The organism is Flaviramulus sp. BrNp1-15, from assembly GCF_022259695.1.
Lineage (GTDB): Bacteria > Bacteroidota > Bacteroidia > Flavobacteriales > Flavobacteriaceae > BrNp1-15.
The window spans coordinates 1,772,851-1,789,909 of record NZ_CP092099.1; the positions used below are offsets into that span (position 1 = coordinate 1,772,851).

14 protein-coding genes are annotated in these 17,059 nt (G+C 31.0%); all 14 read right to left on the reverse strand.

The features are described from left to right. Nucleotides 1-13: 13 nt before the first annotated feature. The 14 genes from MBM09_RS07830 to MBM09_RS07895 all read right to left on the reverse strand — a co-directional run bounded on the left by MBM09_RS07830 (nucleotide 14) and on the right by MBM09_RS07895 (nucleotide 17,049). The gene (locus tag MBM09_RS07830) at nucleotides 14-1,390 is read right to left on the reverse strand and encodes a GH1 family beta-glucosidase (RefSeq protein ID WP_238676295.1); all 1,377 of its coding nucleotides are present in this window, start codon (nucleotides 1,388-1,390) and stop codon (nucleotides 14-16) included. Nucleotides 1,391-1,419: 29 nt separating this feature from the next. Further along, nucleotides 1,420-2,790, reverse strand: a complete 1,371-nt coding sequence (locus tag MBM09_RS07835; RefSeq protein ID WP_238676296.1) for a sialate O-acetylesterase — start codon at nucleotides 2,788-2,790, stop codon at nucleotides 1,420-1,422. Next, nucleotides 2,790-3,812: an SGNH/GDSL hydrolase family protein gene (locus tag MBM09_RS07840; protein ID WP_238676297.1), complete on the reverse strand. Its 1,023-nt coding sequence runs from the start codon at nucleotides 3,810-3,812 to the stop codon at nucleotides 2,790-2,792. The genes MBM09_RS07835 and MBM09_RS07840 overlap by 1 nt, the downstream gene beginning before the upstream one ends. A gap of 164 nt (nucleotides 3,813-3,976) precedes the next feature. Further along, the gene (locus MBM09_RS07845; protein WP_238676298.1) at nucleotides 3,977-4,852 is read right to left on the reverse strand and encodes an AraC family transcriptional regulator; all 876 of its coding nucleotides are present in this window, start codon (nucleotides 4,850-4,852) and stop codon (nucleotides 3,977-3,979) included. A 21-nt stretch (nucleotides 4,853-4,873) separates the two neighbouring features. Beyond that, nucleotides 4,874-5,884: a glycoside hydrolase family 5 protein gene (locus tag MBM09_RS07850; RefSeq protein WP_238676299.1), complete on the reverse strand. Its 1,011-nt coding sequence runs from the start codon at nucleotides 5,882-5,884 to the stop codon at nucleotides 4,874-4,876. 192 nt (nucleotides 5,885-6,076) lie between these two features. Continuing rightward, nucleotides 6,077-7,117: a LacI family DNA-binding transcriptional regulator gene (locus MBM09_RS07855; RefSeq protein ID WP_238676300.1), complete on the reverse strand. Its 1,041-nt coding sequence runs from the start codon at nucleotides 7,115-7,117 to the stop codon at nucleotides 6,077-6,079. Between the two features lie 214 nt (nucleotides 7,118-7,331). Next, complete coding sequence (locus MBM09_RS07860) at nucleotides 7,332-7,748, reverse strand: DUF6691 family protein (RefSeq protein ID WP_238676301.1); 417 nt, start codon at nucleotides 7,746-7,748, stop codon at nucleotides 7,332-7,334. 3 nt (nucleotides 7,749-7,751) lie between these two features. Beyond that, entirely contained in the window at nucleotides 7,752-8,309 is a 558-nt protein-coding gene (locus MBM09_RS07865; RefSeq protein ID WP_238676302.1) for a YeeE/YedE family protein, read from the reverse strand. 129 nt (nucleotides 8,310-8,438) lie between these two features. After that, nucleotides 8,439-9,848 carry a rhodanese-like domain-containing protein gene (locus MBM09_RS07870; RefSeq protein ID WP_238676303.1) on the reverse strand — a complete coding sequence of 470 codons (1,410 nt, stop codon included), beginning with the start codon at nucleotides 9,846-9,848 and terminating at the stop codon, nucleotides 8,439-8,441. Between the two features lie 99 nt (nucleotides 9,849-9,947). Continuing rightward, the gene (locus tag MBM09_RS07875; protein ID WP_238676304.1) at nucleotides 9,948-10,580 is read right to left on the reverse strand and encodes a Crp/Fnr family transcriptional regulator; all 633 of its coding nucleotides are present in this window, start codon (nucleotides 10,578-10,580) and stop codon (nucleotides 9,948-9,950) included. 97 nt (nucleotides 10,581-10,677) lie between these two features. Beyond that, nucleotides 10,678-11,922, reverse strand: coding sequence for an imidazolonepropionase (gene hutI / locus MBM09_RS07880; RefSeq protein WP_238676305.1), 1,245 nt, complete (start codon nucleotides 11,920-11,922; stop codon nucleotides 10,678-10,680). Then, on the reverse strand, nucleotides 11,922-13,919 hold the full coding sequence (locus tag MBM09_RS07885) for a urocanate hydratase (RefSeq protein WP_238676306.1): 1,998 nt from the start codon (nucleotides 13,917-13,919) through the stop codon (nucleotides 11,922-11,924). The genes hutI and MBM09_RS07885 overlap by 1 nt, the downstream gene beginning before the upstream one ends. Nucleotides 13,920-13,929: 10 nt before the next feature. Continuing rightward, entirely contained in the window at nucleotides 13,930-15,420 is a 1,491-nt protein-coding gene (hutH, locus tag MBM09_RS07890) for a histidine ammonia-lyase (RefSeq protein WP_238676307.1), read from the reverse strand. Nucleotides 15,421-15,534: 114 nt separating this feature from the next. Next, nucleotides 15,535-17,049, reverse strand: a complete 1,515-nt coding sequence (locus MBM09_RS07895) for an aminotransferase class V-fold PLP-dependent enzyme (RefSeq protein WP_238676308.1) — start codon at nucleotides 17,047-17,049, stop codon at nucleotides 15,535-15,537. Nucleotides 17,050-17,059: the final 10 nt, after the last annotated feature.

A 17,059-nucleotide genomic window follows, 5' to 3' on the forward strand; every position in this document is an offset into this window, starting at 1 on the left:
ACTGTTTCTAGTATTACCAGCCATTATTCTTAATAATTTGTTTAAACCACAAAGCAGAAGCTTTTGGGATTCTTTTAAGTGTTTTGTAATCTATATAATTTATACCAAAACGAACAGAATAACCTGAAGCCCATTCAAAATTATCAAAAAGACTCCATGCAAAATAACCTTTTAAATTGATACCATCTGCAATAGCTTTGTTACAAGCTTCCAAATACTGTTTATAATAATCTAATCTCTCAAGGTCATTTACTTCTCCGTTTTCAACTTTGTCATCGCAAGCAAAACCATTTTCGGTAATAATTATGTCTGGATTATTATATCGTTTACTAATCCAATCTAACAATTTATAACATCCCCATGGCACAACTGCCCAGTTAAATGATGTAAGTGGCCATGATTCATCTTGAGATAAAATAACGTCTTGATCTTCAGAAATACCTCCGTTACCGTAAACGCTTCCAGTAATTCCAGAATGATCATCTTCAGCAGCATACATTGTTGTGTAATGGTTTAAACCAAAAAAATCTGAAGAATCTTTAATTAGTTCTTTTTCTTCTTCAGTAAATTTAGGTAATCTTTCTCCAAGCCTATCTTTCATTACTTGTGGATAATCTCCAAAATATACAGGATCTGCAAACCATCCAATAAAAAATAATAAAGCGCGTTCTGCAGCATCGATATCACATAGTTTATCAGTTAAAGGTTCTCTCCAATCGCAATTATTGGTAATTCCAATAGTTCCTTTTTGATTGTTAAAGTTTGTTCTGTACTGTTTTACAGCTTTGGCATGTGCAAGAATTAAATGATGAGCAGCTAAATAGGGTTCTGAATTTGAGGTTCTCCCTGGGGCAAAAACACCTTGCCCATAACCTAAAATGGCTGCTACCCATGGCTCGTTAAGTGTAATCCAGTTTTTAACGCGATCGCCAAATCTTTCAAAACAAACTTTAGCAAATGCTTCAAAATAATCTGCTATATCAGGATTTAACCAACCATCATTTTCCATTTCCAGTGCCAAAGGTAAATCCCAATGATATAATGTTACCCAAGGCGTGATGTCGTTTTTCAATAATTCATCTATAAGATTTGAATAAAAAAGAATGCCTTCTTCATTTATTTTACCTTTACCCTCAGGCATAATTCTGGACCAAGAAATTGAAAATCGGTAAGCCTTAAAACCTTGCGATTTCAACAAAGCTACATCCTCTTTATAGCGGTTGTAATGGTCTATGGCAACATTGCCGTTTTCATTATTCTTTATCCGATTTGGTATGGTGCAATAACTATCCCATATTGAAGGTCCTTTGCCATCTGCATTATGCCCTCCTTCAATTTGATAAGCTGATGTTGCTGTACCCCATATAAAATCATTTGAAAATTTAATCATTCTGTTTTGGTTAGTCTAAATTAGTTAAATTAATGTTCGGTTGTAAATGTTGATGCAGGTAAATTAGCTTCATTAAAAACATTAGATTGAGCCGTGTTTTTCCATGCAAATCGAACATATTTAGGTTGTTTTACTTCTTTTGATGAAAGTATTATGTAATCATCTTTCAATTTTATTTTTGCATTGTAGAATATTTTATCATCTCCAGAAATTTCAAAAAGAGAATAATTGTCTTTCATGTATAATCCCTCTGAATTATCAAAAAACACTATAGCTTTTCTTTTTTCAAATGAAACATTTTTGAAAAGAGGACCACTTATAGTTCCCTCAAAGTTTTTGTAATGATTTTTTAAAGCTAGATTAGCAAGTCTTATTCCAACCGTTTTTTTGTCTTTGGGATGAATATCATCTGTTGTAGAAACATCATCAATAACAACCATTCCTGTGTTTTCTGAAATATCTAACACTTTACGTTGTGCATTTCTAATTTCAGCAGCACCAAAATGATCTTCACCATATTCAAACGGCGCAATTTGTACGTAATAAAATGGGAAATTATGATTCCAAAGCAAACGCCATGAACTGATTAAAGCAGAAAGCGTTTTTTCATAATGTTTTGCGCCAACATTTGCTTCACCTTGATACCACAAAGCTCCTGTTACATTGTAACCCAACAAGGGGTTTATCATAGCATTGAAGGCTCTGGCGGGTTCTGTTGGTCCCCATTCCACAGGTTTTAATTTGTTTGCGGCTACATTAAGTATAGAATCTTTTGTAATAATATGTTCTGGCATCCAAATTTCTGCAGGTGTTCCTCCCCAAGCAGAAACTATTAATCCCACAGGAATATTTTCATATTTTTCTTGTAATCGCTTTGCAAAAAAGTAAGCTACAGCACTAGAATTCTTCATGGTTTCTGGTGTTGAAACTAGCCAATTTGCATTCACGTTAATTTGAGGTGATTTTGCAGAAACTTTAGGCACATTAAAAAAACGAATGTTAGGATTGTTTGCCTTTTCAATTTCATTCATATTTTTTATACCCCAACTTGCAGACATTTCCATGTTGGATTGCCCTGAACATAACCAAACTTCACCTATAAGAATATCTTTTAAAATAATTTCATTGTATCCTTTTATCGTAATTGTATAGGGTCCACCATAACTAGGAGTTTTAATAGTTAATTCCCAGTTTGCTTGATTATTAGTTTTTGTTTTATAAACTTCATTTGACCAAGATGGTTGAATTGTGATGTCTTCATTTGGATTTGCCCATCCCCAAATTTTCACATCATCATTTTGTTGTAATACCATGTGGTCTGCAAATACAGAAGGTAAAACAACATTTGCAAATGATGAATTTACAAGAAGCAGGAATAATAATGTGTATAAGAATTTCATTATTTATTGCTTATTAATTTGTTGAAAAAAGGAGTTAGCTGTTCTGCTAATAATTTATGGTCCTCTATACTAGGGTGATAATTACAACCGTTTACATAAAGTTTTTCAAACTGAAAAAGCACAATATTTTTATCATTGAAATGATTTTGTACAGCTTTTAAACAAGACACCAAAGTATCGTTTCTTTGCTCGGAAACCATTGGGCTATTTAACAATGCAACTTGAACATTAGGATGTTTTTTATAAAGCATTTCAACAAACTTGATGTAGTTATTGGTATATTTTTTTGAATTAAAAGGAAGACGTTCTTTTACGCCATCACCATCAGACATATCATTGGTGCCCAAACAAATACTAATTATATCTGGATTAAAATTAGATTTGTATGGTTTAGATTCATCTTTGTTTAAGTACAAATTATTATAAACTTGAGGCATGATGGGTTCTTCAACATTCTCATCGTTCCAATTTCTATACATTCCCATCCCCGAAACAGAACTTAAAAGGTAATTAGTATTTAAAGTTCTTGCCAATAATGGACCGTAAGCTAAGTATGCATTGTGTTGGTCTAGATACTCACCTTCATTGCAATCAATATCGCTATTATCTGCTAATGCTCCGCAAGTAATAGAATCTCCTATAAATTCAATAGAAATTTTGGATTTTTCGTTTAGCGGAACTAATTCTTTTGCTTCAATTTTATGAACAATAATATTTCCGCTTGCGGCTTCAGTAGCTTTATGAATTCCTATTTTATTAAATTCATTTTCGGGCAATTGTAATGTTATTTTATTAATTGTGTCGCCTTTAATTTGATAACGTCCTTTGTATTCATCATTAATAGTTAAAACAACATAATTACGAGGTGTAAATTCAGACTGAATAAATAATGAAATAGAATCTCCTTTAGTATTAAATTCTAACGATGCAGCAGAACCAATTAATGCAGTTGTACTGTCGGTTAATTTTTCTATTCTTCCTGTTTGTTTTATTAGTTTATCTGTAGCGTTATAAATTTTCAAAGAGTTTTCTTTACATGAAACGATAAATAAAAAGCTTATAATTGATATGTAAAATTTAAACATTTATTAGTTTTTTTGATTGCATGAAATTAAGGTAAATTTCTTTTTTATATTTAGTATAAAATATCAAATACTTATACTATTTATACATTTGGAAGAGAAATTTATTCAAATCGTTGTATTGACTTGAACTCGGTTTTAAATTTACTAGGTGTTATGTTTTTAGATTTTTTGAAGAAACGGTTGAAGTTTGCAATACTATTAAATCCACATCTGTAAGCTGTTTCTGCAACAGATAAATCGGTTTCAACTAAAAATTTTGTTGCATAACCTATTCTTTTATCATTTGCAAATTCAATAAATGTTTTACCTGTTCTCTTTTTAATGAACCGGTTGAATGAGCTTTGGCTCATATTTACTAAACTAGAAATTTCTTTTAAAGATATTTTTCTAGCATAATTTTCATTTAAGAAATCATGTACTTTTTTAATTTTATCACTTCCTTCAAATTGATTTTCTCTTTCATCAATATTTTGAGAAAGTGTACGCTGATGTTTTGAATTTGCAAGTTCTTCAAGAAGTTTTAAAAGTTTAATAAAATCATCTACACCGTTTTCTGATGAGAGTGCTTTTATTTTTGACATTAAATTTATGGCTGTTTTTTCATCAAAAAGCACTCCTTGTTTAGACCTTATAAATAAATCTTTTATTGGTTTAAAATTTTTCAAAGAAAGTAAATCATCACTAAATAAATTTTCATGAAATTGAATAGTTATTTCATAAATTTTATTTCTTTTACAATGGTGTGTTTCCCAACCATGTTCTAAATTAGAGCCTACTAAAACCAATTCTACATCTCCAATTTCTTCCATGGAATTTCCAACCACACGTCTTACACCTCTGCCATTTAGTATAAAATTTAATTCATACTCTGGATGAAAATGTATTGGGAAATCAAACTTTTTTTTCACACGATTAATTATCAAGAAAACATCATCTGGTTTTAATAGTGTTATTTCTCGATTAATCTTTTCAACCATTTTTTATCTCTAAATTTATTTTTAATTGTAATTATAAGAACTTAATTTCTTTTTGAAATATTTACCATGCCTTGATGGGGTATAATTCCAGTCTTCAAATAAACGTGGAGCCCATTGTGGGTCAAAAACCCAAACCACATAGGATATTTCTTTGTCATCACAATAATTTGTTATTGCATCACCATATGATTCATCACTAATAACGGGTATGTGTGCGCCTGGGTCTTCTGGTCCGCTAAATCCTATTTCAGTAAGAATTAAAGGGTACTTTCCTTTTACATAACCCCAATCTTCAGTCCATTGGCTTTCCCAAGGTTTTTCTCTTTTTTGAGGATACGGGTGACTTACATAAGCAATTCCTTCAGCATTTATTGGGTTTTCTTTTACAGGTGTTAAATCGTAAGCCCAATTAAAACCAGCTATTAGAGGAATGCCTTCACCACCATTAGCTCGAACAATAGTTATTAATTCTTCGTTAATTTTTTTCCAATCTTCCCAAGTTGCGGTTCCTAAAGTATTATTAAACGTTGTCGGTTCATTAAATAATTCGTAAAAAGCTACAGTTGTGTTTTTTCCGTACTTAACAGCAATGGTTCTCCAAAAATCATAAGTTTGTTTAAGAGTCGTATCGTACATATCGTGCTGATACATTTCGGTTTGTAAATTACCAATGCTATGCCAGTCTATAATAACATACAAATTAAGTTCTGTAGCCCATTTTATACCATCATCTAAAAGTTTTAGATAATTTTCTTTTCCTCTTTTTACCCAAGCTGTAGGATGTACTGGGAAACGAACAATATTAGCGCCCCAGTTTTTTATTTCTTGAAAATATGATTTATTCCAATGATTTTGACTTTCTAGCTTATCAGGATCACTTGTGTTTAAACCTCTAAAAACAATTGTTTCGTTACTGTTTGTAACAAAGTCATTTTCATTTACTGTTATTCTATCTAATTTGTTTTGTGAAAAGCCTGTAGCTAAAAATAAACTACATATTACTACTGCTAATTTTCTTTTTAAATTTCTCATAATTTTATAAAACTTGATGTGATGTTTAAATACCATTTGAAGCAAGTTATTTTATAAAAGACTCATGTGAAAATAAAACTAAATAATTGATTAAATTTTAAAGGTAAATGACAATATTGTATAGTGTTTTAAGACTTCTTTAACCTTTAATATGAAAACCTAGTTTTAGCTAATATTTAAAAATAATAAAATTTAGCTTGAGTTTCTAATTATAAGTTCGGTATCTACAATTATTTGTTGGGGTTTTGTTATTATTCCTTTGAATTTACAATCTATTTCATGAAATAGGATTTGAGCAGATTTTTCACCTATTTCATATCCATTTTGTTCGATTGAAGATAAAGTAGGGGTAACTACTGAAGACATAAACCAATTACTAAAACCTATAAGTGCAATATCTTCAGGTACATTTATATTAACAGAATTTAAGTAATTTAAAGCACCAATTGCTAAAAGATCATTCATTGTAAATAAAGCATCAACATTATTACCATGGTCTTGTATTAACTTTTTAGCATTTTTGAATCCGTCATCAAAATCAGAATCATTATCACATAAATAAACTAATGATGAGTCAAAATTTATATCATTATCTAGTAATGCTTTTTTGTAACCTAAAAAGCGATCAATAGAATTTTGTGGGTTTAATCCACCTCTAAAATGAGCGATTCGTTTATGTCCTTTTTTTATAAGATAAGTAACTGCTTCATAAGCTGATTTTCTATCATCTATTTTAACTTTAGAGCAATTAATAGTTTTTGCTATTTTATCAAAAAGGACTAAAGGTATTCCAAGTGCTTGGATTTTTTTTAAATGATCTAAATTACTTGTTTTGTTTGATAATGAAATTAAAATACCATCTACACCTTTATTTAAAAGTAAGTCAATTTGTTTTTTTTCAAGTTCGTAATCTTCTTTTGACTGCATTAAAATGACTACATAGTTATTTTTTTCGGCTTCTTTTAAAATACTATCTATGACCTTAGAGAAAAAATAATGTACGGTTTCTGGCACTATAACCCCAATAGTTTTTGATTTTTGCATTCTAAGGCTTACAGCAAACGAATTAGGAACGTAATTTAGTTTTTCAGCTAAGGTTTTTACACGATCTCTGGTTTTTTTACTTACATCTGGATACGCTTTAAGTGCTTTTGAAACAGTAGTAACCGATAACTCTAATTGATTTGCTATTTCTTTTAGTGTTATTGTTTTCATCTCTTTTGATTGATTCATTGAGAAAATATATGTTTTAAAAAGACTAGATACTTCTTGTATTGGTTATAATGAACAATATTTTTCATGACTATATAATAAATATCAATAAAGTATCATTTATAGCAAGTTATTTCATTATTAATTAAAATAAAAGTAAAATTCGAAATTTGATTAAATAGTGAGTGTAAATGACAATATTGAATATTTATAATAACTTTATTAAGTTATTTTATTAATGTGGCAACTTATCTTTAAGTACTCCATATAAATACGTGCCAATCACCGAAAAGAATATTACTATTAGTATGGGGGAAAAACCAGCCCCTAAAAGTGTAAACATGGGACCTGGACAAGCACCAGCAAGCGCCCAGCCTAGGCCAAAAATTATTCCCCCAATTAGATAATTTGTTACACCTTTTGTTTTAGGAATAAAATTAATGTCTTCCTTATAAAACGATTTTATTCTAAACCGTTTAATAGATTGCACTATAATAATACCTAATGTTAGGGCAGAACCTATAATACCATACATATGAAATGACTGAAATTTAAACATTTCGTATATACGAAACCATGAAGCAGCTTCAGATTTAAACATTGTAATACCAAATAAAACACCTATCAGTAAATAAAAAAATATTCTAGCCATATCTTAAAAAATTAAAGGAAAAATAAAATTAACCATAACTAAACCTCCAATAAAAAATCCAATTACAGCAATTAAAGAAGGAAGTTGTAAATTACTTAAACCAGAAATGGCATGACCAGAAGTACAGCCACTAGCATATCTGGTACCAAAACCAATTAGTAAACCACTAACAGATAAAATTAAAATGCTTTTTATATTCCCAAATACCGAGTTGTCAAAAAGTTCTGTTGGTAAATATTCTTTACCAGCGCCTTCAAAACCAAGTAAATTTAATTCACTAACAGTTTCTGGATTAATATGAACAACCAAATCGTTAGACAAGAAATGCGATCCAATAAATCCTCCAATTATAGCTCCTGTGGCTACAACTAAATTCCATTTTTGAGATTTCCAATCAAATTTAAAAAATTCAGTTTTTTTTCCTGCACCACAAATAGCACACAATGTTCTAAGGTTTGATGACATGCCAAAGCTTTTACCAAACATGATTAGTAAAAACATTATAAAAGCTATCATAGGACCAGAAATATACCATGGCCAAGGTTCAAATATCCAATTCATTTTTTTTGTTTAAGCTACAAAAAAAAGGATAATTATGAATTTTAGCTAACTTATATTCAAATAAAGTAAACTATGTGTTATAAAATGGATAAAGGTTAAGGAGTATTATTTTGGATTTACCTTCAAGAATCATAAAGTAGTAGGACAAACATAATCTGAAACTTTAACTCCAGATTCTTTAATAGCTTTAAACCCTCCTTTAACATCAATTAAGTTGTGAATACCTCTACTTTTTAAGATAGAAGCGGCAATCATACTTCTGTAACCTCCAGCACAATAAACATAAAAGGTTTCTGTATTTGGAAACTCAGATAAATGATTGTTAATGTAATCTAAAGGAGTATGTTTTGCATTTAATACATGTTCAGATAAAAATTCCCCTTCTTTTCTAACATCAAAAACTGGAGTTTCATCATGTTCTTTAGCTTCTTTAAATGTAGTAGCAGTAATTGAACTTACGGCATCATATTCTTTAGCTGCTTTTTTCCAAGCTTCAAATCCACCTTTTAAATAGCCTAAGGTATGGTCAAAACCAACTCGAGATAATCGTGTAATAGTTTCTTTTTCTCTGCCTTCTGGAGCTACTAATAAAATAGGTTGTTTTACATCGGCAATTAAAGCACCAACCCAAGGGGCAAAACTACCATCTAATCCAATAAAAATAGATCGAGGAATATGACCTTTTGCAAAATCATTTTGGTTACGAACGTCTAGAACAACCGCTTCAGTTTCATTAGCTGCTGTTTCAAAAGCATCTGGTGTTAAAGCTTGTGCGCTACGTTTTAAGACCTCATCAAAGTCATCATAACCTTCTTTATTCATTTTTACATTTAACGGAAAGTATTGAGGAGGTGGCAATAAGCCATCTGTAACTTCTTCAATAAAATCTTCTTTTGTCATATCTGCTCTAAGCGCATAATTTGTAGCTTTCTGGTTACCTAAAGTATCTACAGTTTCTTTACTTAGATTTTTACCACATGCGGAACCTGCTCCATGAGCTGGATACACAATAACATCGTCTGCTAAGGGCATTATTTTAGTACGTAAACTATCGTATAAATAGTCTGCTAAATCTTTTTCAGTAATTTCTCCAGTTTTTTGAGCTAAATCTGGTCGACCTACATCTCCTAAAAATAATGTGTCTCCACTAAAAATAGCATGGTCTTTCCCATTTTCATCCTTTAAAAGAAATACTGAACTTTCCATGGTATGTCCAGGAGTATGTAATACAGTAATTGAAACATTACCTAATTTAAACTCTTGTCCGTCTTTTGCAATGATAGCATTAAAAGTAGTTTCAGCATTTGGCCCAAAAATAATAGGAGCACCAGTTTCTTTTGAAAGCGTTAAGTGTCCGCTCACAAAATCTGCATGAAAATGTGTTTCAAAAATGTATTTTATCTTAGCATCGTCTAGTTTTGCTCTATTTATATATGGTTTTACTTCGCGTAAAGGGTCTATAATTGCTACTTCACCATTACTTTCAATGTAATAAGCACCTTGCGCTAAACATCCAGTATATATTTGTTCAATTTTCATAGTATTTAATTTGCGGCATTAAAGGTAAATGTTACATAAAATTTATACACTAACATAGGTAACGTTTAATAATATTTAAACATTATTTAGTACCTTTTATTATATGTTTTTAATTGTTATATAATTTCTATGTAACTCTATTTTACCTAAGTTCTCTAATTTTTTTAATAATCTTGAAATAACAACCCGAGATGTATGTAATTCGTATGCTATTTCTTGGTGTGTGATATTTACTTTATGGTCTTTTGAGATTCTTGCTTTTTCATTTAGATATTTTAAAAGACGTTCATCCATTTTTAAAAATGCGATACTATCAATGGTTTCAAGCATTTCATTTAAACGATTGTGGTAACTTTCAAAAACAAAATTTCTCCAGCTTTTATATTTAGCAGACCATTCTTCCATTTTCTGAATAGGAATCATAATAAGTCTTGCATCAGTTTCTGCAATGGCTCTTATTTCACTTTTAGTATGGGCTAAACAACACGTTAATGTCATGGCACAGGTATCTCCTTTTTCCAGAAAGTAGAGCAGTAGTTCATCGCCGTCTGTATCTTCGCGTAAAATCTTAATTGCACCAGAAATTAATAAAGGCATTGCTTTTACATACTCTCCAATATCAATAAGTTTTGAACCTTCGGGTACATCTTTAAACGTTCCTACTTGGTTTATTTCATTTAAAAGCGCATCTTCAAATAAATGGCCGTAATTATCTTTTAATTCTTGTATCATTCTGCAAAGTTATATTATTTTAAACTTTTAGGCTTTAAGTATTGATTCACTCAAAAGTTTAATAACAAAAGTTTTTGGATAGTTTATTTATTTTTATTTAAAAGTAGTTAAATGCTTTACCTTTTATGTAGACAGTATCTATTAAATTAGAGCCAAAAGAATATGGAATAAATCCATAAGAACTAATATGTTTTGTTATTAATAGATTAGCATTTTTACCTAGTGTTATAGTACCAACTTCTTTTTCTAATCCCATAGCATAAGCACCATTAATAGTAGCAGCGTTAATGGCTTCTTCTGGTGTCATCTTCATTTTAATACATGCCGTTGAAATTACAAAATTCATGTTCCCAGAAGGCGAGGAGCCAGGGTTGTAATCTGTGGCAAGAGCCAATGGTAAACCAGCATCAATTATTTTTCTAGCAGGAGTGTAAGGAATACTTAAAAAATAAGAACATGCAGGTAAGGCAACGGGCATTGTTGTAGAGTTTTTTAGAATATTAATATCTTCATCTCTCATAATTTCTAAATGATCCACGGATAGTGCTTTGTTATTAACTCCAGCTTGAACGCCACCTATAGCTGTAAATTGATTAACATGAATTTTAGGAATTAATCCATATTTTTTACCTGCTTTTAAAATTTGCTCTGTATCTTCAACAGAAAAGTATCCAGTTTCACAAAAAATATCTACATAGTCTGCTAATTGTTCTTGATGTATTTGAGGCATAATATCATCAATGAGCATTTGTAAATAACCTTCTTTATTTTCTTTGTATTCTATAGGAAGTGCATGTGCTCCTAAAAAGGTCGCTTTAATTTTGATAGGATAAGATTCTTTTAAACGTTTTATAACACGAAGCATCTTTAGTTCAGCATCAAAAGTTAAACCATATCCAGATTTAATTTCAATGGCTCCTGTGCCTAATTTAATGACATCTTCTAATCTTTCTTTACTTTGCTGATAAAGCTCTTCTTCAGATGTTTCTTGTAGTTTTTTTGCTGAATTTAAAATACCTCCGCCTCGTTTTGCAATTTCTTCATAAGATAATCCATTAATTCTATCAACAAATTCATTTTCGCGGTTTCCAGCATAAACAATATGTGTGTGCGAATCGCACCAAGTTGGTAGAATCATTTTTCCAGTTACATCGATGACTTCTGAAAAATTATTTAAAGGACAATTTTCCATACTACCAAAATCACTAATCAATCCATTTTCAACTACTAAAAAAGCATTTTTAATGGTTGGTAGTGTATTCATATCCTTACCTGAAACAAAAGAAATAGGTTCTGTACGAACTTGAATTAATTCTTTAATATTTTTAAATAGTGTAGTCATTAAAATAAGTCATTTAGAAGTTTGTCTTCAACAAGGTTTGGTAAAGTTACCTTTAAATTTGGAGTTCTTTCCATTTCTCTTTTAATAGCAAATAAAGCTTCATCATTTCTAGCCCAACTTCTACGGGCTATACCATTGTTTACATCATAAAAAAGCATACTTTTTAAATTTTCTTCTACGGCTTTTGTTCCGTCTAATAGCATTCCAAATCCACCGTTAATGACTTCTCCCCATCCAACGCCACCACCATTATGAATAGATACCCAAGTAGCTCCTCTAAAACTATCGCCAATTACGTTATGAATAGCCATATCTGCTGTAAATTTACTACCATCATATATGTTAGAAGTTTCGCGATAAGGCGAATCTGTTCCGCTAACATCATGATGATCTCTTCCTAAAACAACTGGACCAATTTCTCCATTTTTAATGGCATTATTAAAAGCTTCAGCTATTTTTATCCTACCTTCAGCATCGGCGTATAAAATACGTGCTTGTGATCCTACAACCATTTTGTTTTTCTTAGCATTTTTTATCCAAGTGATGTTGTCTTGCATTTGTAGTTGAATTTCCTCAGGAGAATTTTCCATAATGTCTTGAAGAACAGTTGCAGCAATTTCATCGGTTTTATCTAAATCTTCAGATTTTCCTGATGTACAAACCCATCGGAAAGGCCCAAAACCATAATCAAAACACATAGGGCCCAAAATATCTTGAACATACGATGGATATTTAAAATCTATATTATTTTCTGCCATAACATCTGCACCTGCACGAGATGCTTCCAGTAGAAAGGCATTTCCGTAATCGAAAAAATATGTTCCTTTACCAGTATGTTTGTTAATAGCGGCAGCATGCCTGCGTAATGATTCTTGAACCTTTTCTTTGAAAAACTCAGGCTCTTCTCGAATTAAACGGTTGGATTCTTCATACGAAATTCCAACAGGATAATAGCCACCAGTCCAAGGAATATGCAGAGAAGTTTGATCGGAACCAACATGAATAAAAATATTTTTTTCATCAAAACATTCCCAAACATCAACTATGTTTCCAATAAATGCGATAGATACAACCTCATTATTTTCTTGAGCTTGTTTTACTATTACAATTAATTCATCCATAGAATCAATTAAAACATCCACCCAACCTTGTTCATAACGCTTTTTAGCTGCTTTTGGGTTAATTTCTGCAGCAACCGTAATACAACCAGCAATATTACCTGCTTTTGGTTGCGCACCACTCATACCACCTAAACCAGCAGTTAAAAATATTTTTCCTTGAGATGTTTCATGTTTTTTCAAAATCTTTCTAAAAGCATTCATTACTGTAATTGTAGTACCATGAACAATACCTTGCGGGCCAATATACATAAATGATCCTGCAGTCATTTGACCATATTGTGTTACCCCTAAAGCATTAAACTTTTCCCAATCATCGGGTTGCGAATAGTTTGGTATCATCATGCCGTTAGTTACAACAACTCTAGGTGCATTTTTTGAAGACGGAAACAATCCCATAGGGTGTCCAGAGTACATGTGCAATGTTTGCTCATCTGTCATTGTTGCTAAATATTGCATAGTGATTAGATATTGAGCCCAATTTTGAAACACAGCACCATTACCACCATAAGTAATAAGTTCTTCTGGATGTTGAGCAACAGCAGGATTTAAATTGTTTTGTATCATTAACATGATGGCTGCTGCTTGTTTAGATTTCGCCGGATATTCGTTTATTGTCCTAGCATAAAAATCGTAATTTGGTTTAAAACGGTACATATAAATTCTGCCATAATCTTTTAATTCTTGAGCAAATTCTAAGGCTAGAGTTTTATGCCATTTTTCAAGAAAATAGCGTAAAGCATTTTTAATAGCTAATAGTTTTTCTTCAATAGATAAAATATCTTTTCTTTTTGGAGCTCTATTTGCTCCTTTTGGGTATTCTTTTTTAATAGGTAATTCTGAAGGAATTCCTTGTAATATTTGCTCTTGGAACGTCATTTTATAACTTTTAATTTACCACAAATGATTTATTAACTACAAGATTAATCATGTTGTTAATGTCATTTTTCAACACCCTATCTTCTTCTAATTTCTTAACTTTTGTTCTAATAATTTTGAAGTTCTCTTCTATAATTTTAGAAAACGTATTAGGTCTTCTAAATTCTAAAGCTTGAGCTGCATACATAAGTTCAATAGCCAATATTTTTTCTAAGTTTCCTAATATCTGATTAAATTTTCTCCCAGAAATACTTCCCATAGAAACGTGATCTTCCTGTCCTAATGATGTAGGGATACTATCTGCTGATGGCGGAAAGCATAAGGATTTATTTTCTGTAACTAATGAAGCTGTTGTGTATTGAGGAATCATAAAACCAGAATTTAATCCACCAGATTCTGTTAATAATCGAGGTAATCCATATTTCCCTTCAATTAGCAAGTAGCATCTTCGGTCTGAGATGTTTCCTAATTCTGAGGCAGCAATTGATGCATAATCTAATGCTATGGCTAAAGGTTGACCATGAAAATTTCCTCCAGATATGGCTACTGTATCACTTAGAACTATAGGGTTATCGGTTACAGAATTCATTTCTATTTCTGTAAGTTTTTTTAAATGATAATAAGCGTTTCGTGAAGCACCATGAACTTGTGGAATGCAACGCATGGAGTAGGGGTCTTGCACGCGTTCGCAATTTTCGTGTGACATAATATTTTCTGAATTTTCAAAAAGCATACGCATACGTTTAGCCACTTCTAAATTTCCTTTAAAAGGTCTAATAGTATGTAAAGCTTCTTTAAATGGTGAAGCGCTTCCTTTATAACCTTCAATACTCATTGCTCCAGCTAAATCTGCTAAATCTTGTAAATACCTCATTTTGTTTAACCCACAAATGGCATGTGCCAAAATAAATTGCGTACCGTTTATTAAAGCTAAACCTTCTTTTGCTTGTAATTTTAAAGCTTTTAAATTATGCTTTTTAAGAACTTTTTTAGCATTTACTATTTTATTTTCAATCCAAAATTCTCCTTCACCAATAAGGGGTAAAAATAAATGAGATAAAGGAGCTAAATCTCCTGATGCTCCAACTGAACCTTGTTCTGGAACCACAGGAAGTAAATCATTTTCTATAAAATAAATGATGCGATTAATGACTTCTAATCTAATACCAGAAAACCCTTGACATAGCGCATGAACTTTACAAATCATCATGATTTTAGAAAGTTGTTTTTCTATTGGATTTCCCACTCCTACAGCATGAGTAATTAATAAGTTTTCCTGAAGTTTACTTGTTTCTTTTGGTGTAATTTGAACATCACATAGCGGACCAAAACCAGTATTTATGCCATAAACAGCTTTGTTAGATTTTGCCATTTTTTCTACTCTTTTTCTACTATTATTTACTTTTGTAATAGCATCTTCAGAAAGTATGGCTTTTAATTTACCGTTAGAAATATTTATGACTTTTTTTATAGAAAGTTTGTCTATTCCGTATTTAAACATGTTTTAAATGATGTATTTTTAATAAAAATACAAAGTTATGTTTAATTTGGTGTTTATTTCTTAATAATTATACAAACGCGTAATTTAAATTAATAAACAAATTTAACATGTTATTTAAAACCATCCTTTAGCTATTTCCTTTTCTGTTGATGAGTAGTTGATATGAGAAAATTCATTTTTAATGGTATCATGTTTGTAATCTTCTCCCCATTTTTTACAGTTCTTTGCAACAGCTTCAATAGCATCACAAATAAACTCAACTTCTTGGTTAGTCATTGTTGGATGAATAGACATTCTAATCCAACCTGGGCGTTCAATTAAACAACCTTCTAATATTTTCTTTTCTATAGATTTTGATGCAGATTGATCTACATTAAGTAAGTAATGCCCATAAGTTCCGGCACAAGAACAACCACCTCTGGTTTGTATTCCAAATCTATCATTTAATAATTTTACTATTAAATTGTAATGAACATCTTCTATGTAAAAAGAAATAACACCTAATCTGTCTGAATGATTTGGTGCAAGAATTCTTAAATTCTTTACTTTAGATAGTCTCTTAAAAATGATTGAAATTAATTCGTGCTCTCTTTCTAACATATTTTGAACACCCATTTCTTCTTTAAGCTTAATAGAAAGTGCTATTTTAATAGCTTGTAAGAAGCCTGGTGTTCCACCATCTTCACGAGTTTCAATATCATCTATATAATCTCGATCACCCCATGGATTTGTGTAGTTTACAGTACCACCTCCCGGATTATCTGGAACTAAATTTTTATAAAGTTTTTTATTAAAAATTAAAACTCCTGATGTACCTGGGCCTCCTAAAAACTTATGAGGCGAAAAGGTAATAGCATCTAGATATTGCTCTTCATCCTTTGGGTGCATATCAATATTAACATATGGAGCCGAACATGCAAAATCTACAAAACACAAACCATTATTCTGGTGCATGATTTTAGCAATTTGGTGGTAATTTGTTCTAATTCCTGTAACATTTGAACACCCAGTTACTGCTGCAATTTTAATAGGAACGTTGCTATGTTTTTTTATTAATGTTGATAAACTTTCTAAACATGGTAAGCCTTTGTCATTATATGGAATTACAACTACGTTTGCTATAGTTTCTAACCAAGAGGTTTGGTTAGAATGATGTTCCATATGGGAAACAAAAATGATTGGGCGTTTTTCCTTAGGTATTTTAGTATTGTCTTTTAAATTTTCATTGAGTTTTAGCCCTAAAATACGTTGAAACTTATTTATAGCTCCAGTCATTCCTGTACCTACAGTTATTAAGACATCATCTTTTGAAGCATTTACATGATTTTTTATGATATTTCTAGCGTTATGATAAGCATGCGTCATAACACTTCCAGTAGTAGAAGTTTCAGTATGTGTATTTGCTACAAAAGGACCAATTTTATTTAAAAGCTTCTCTTCAATTGGTCTGTATAACCTGCCGCTTGCTGTCCAATCTGCATAAATGATTTTTTTCTTTCCGTAAGGCGAATTAAAATATTCATCAATACCAACTATATTTTCTCTAAAATGAGCAAAATAAGCTTCAAGGTTTTTTGGCTTATCACCTAAACCAGAAACCTTTTCATTTATATTACTTTTTGTACTCATTTTCAGTCTT

Bases quoted from the DNA above. Each gene is read 5' to 3' on its own strand.
- MBM09_RS07850 (WP_238676299.1), bottom strand. From the start codon at position 5,884: ATGAGAAATTTAAAAAGAAAATTAGCAGTAGTAATATGTAGTTTATTT.
- hutI (WP_238676305.1), bottom strand. From the start codon at position 11,922: ATGACTACACTATTTAAAAATATTAAAGAATTAATTCAAGTTCGTACA.
- MBM09_RS07885 (WP_238676306.1), bottom strand. From the start codon at position 13,919: ATGACGTTCCAAGAGCAAATATTACAAGGAATTCCTTCAGAATTACCT.
- MBM09_RS07895 (WP_238676308.1), bottom strand. From the start codon at position 17,049: ATGAGTACAAAAAGTAATATAAATGAAAAGGTTTCTGGTTTAGGTGAT.
- MBM09_RS07870 (WP_238676303.1), bottom strand. From the start codon at position 9,848: ATGAAAATTGAACAAATATATACTGGATGTTTAGCGCAAGGTGCTTAT.
- MBM09_RS07830 (WP_238676295.1), bottom strand. From the start codon at position 1,390: ATGATTAAATTTTCAAATGATTTTATATGGGGTACAGCAACATCAGCT.
- MBM09_RS07860 (WP_238676301.1), bottom strand. From the start codon at position 7,748: ATGGCTAGAATATTTTTTTATTTACTGATAGGTGTTTTATTTGGTATT.
- MBM09_RS07865 (WP_238676302.1), bottom strand. From the start codon at position 8,309: ATGAATTGGATATTTGAACCTTGGCCATGGTATATTTCTGGTCCTATG.
- MBM09_RS07845 (WP_238676298.1), bottom strand. From the start codon at position 4,852: ATGGTTGAAAAGATTAATCGAGAAATAACACTATTAAAACCAGATGAT.
- hutH (WP_238676307.1), bottom strand. From the start codon at position 15,420: ATGTTTAAATACGGAATAGACAAACTTTCTATAAAAAAAGTCATAAAT.
- MBM09_RS07855 (WP_238676300.1), bottom strand. From the start codon at position 7,117: ATGAATCAATCAAAAGAGATGAAAACAATAACACTAAAAGAAATAGCA.
- MBM09_RS07875 (WP_238676304.1), bottom strand. From the start codon at position 10,580: ATGATACAAGAATTAAAAGATAATTACGGCCATTTATTTGAAGATGCG.
- MBM09_RS07835 (WP_238676296.1), bottom strand. From the start codon at position 2,790: ATGAAATTCTTATACACATTATTATTCCTGCTTCTTGTAAATTCATCA.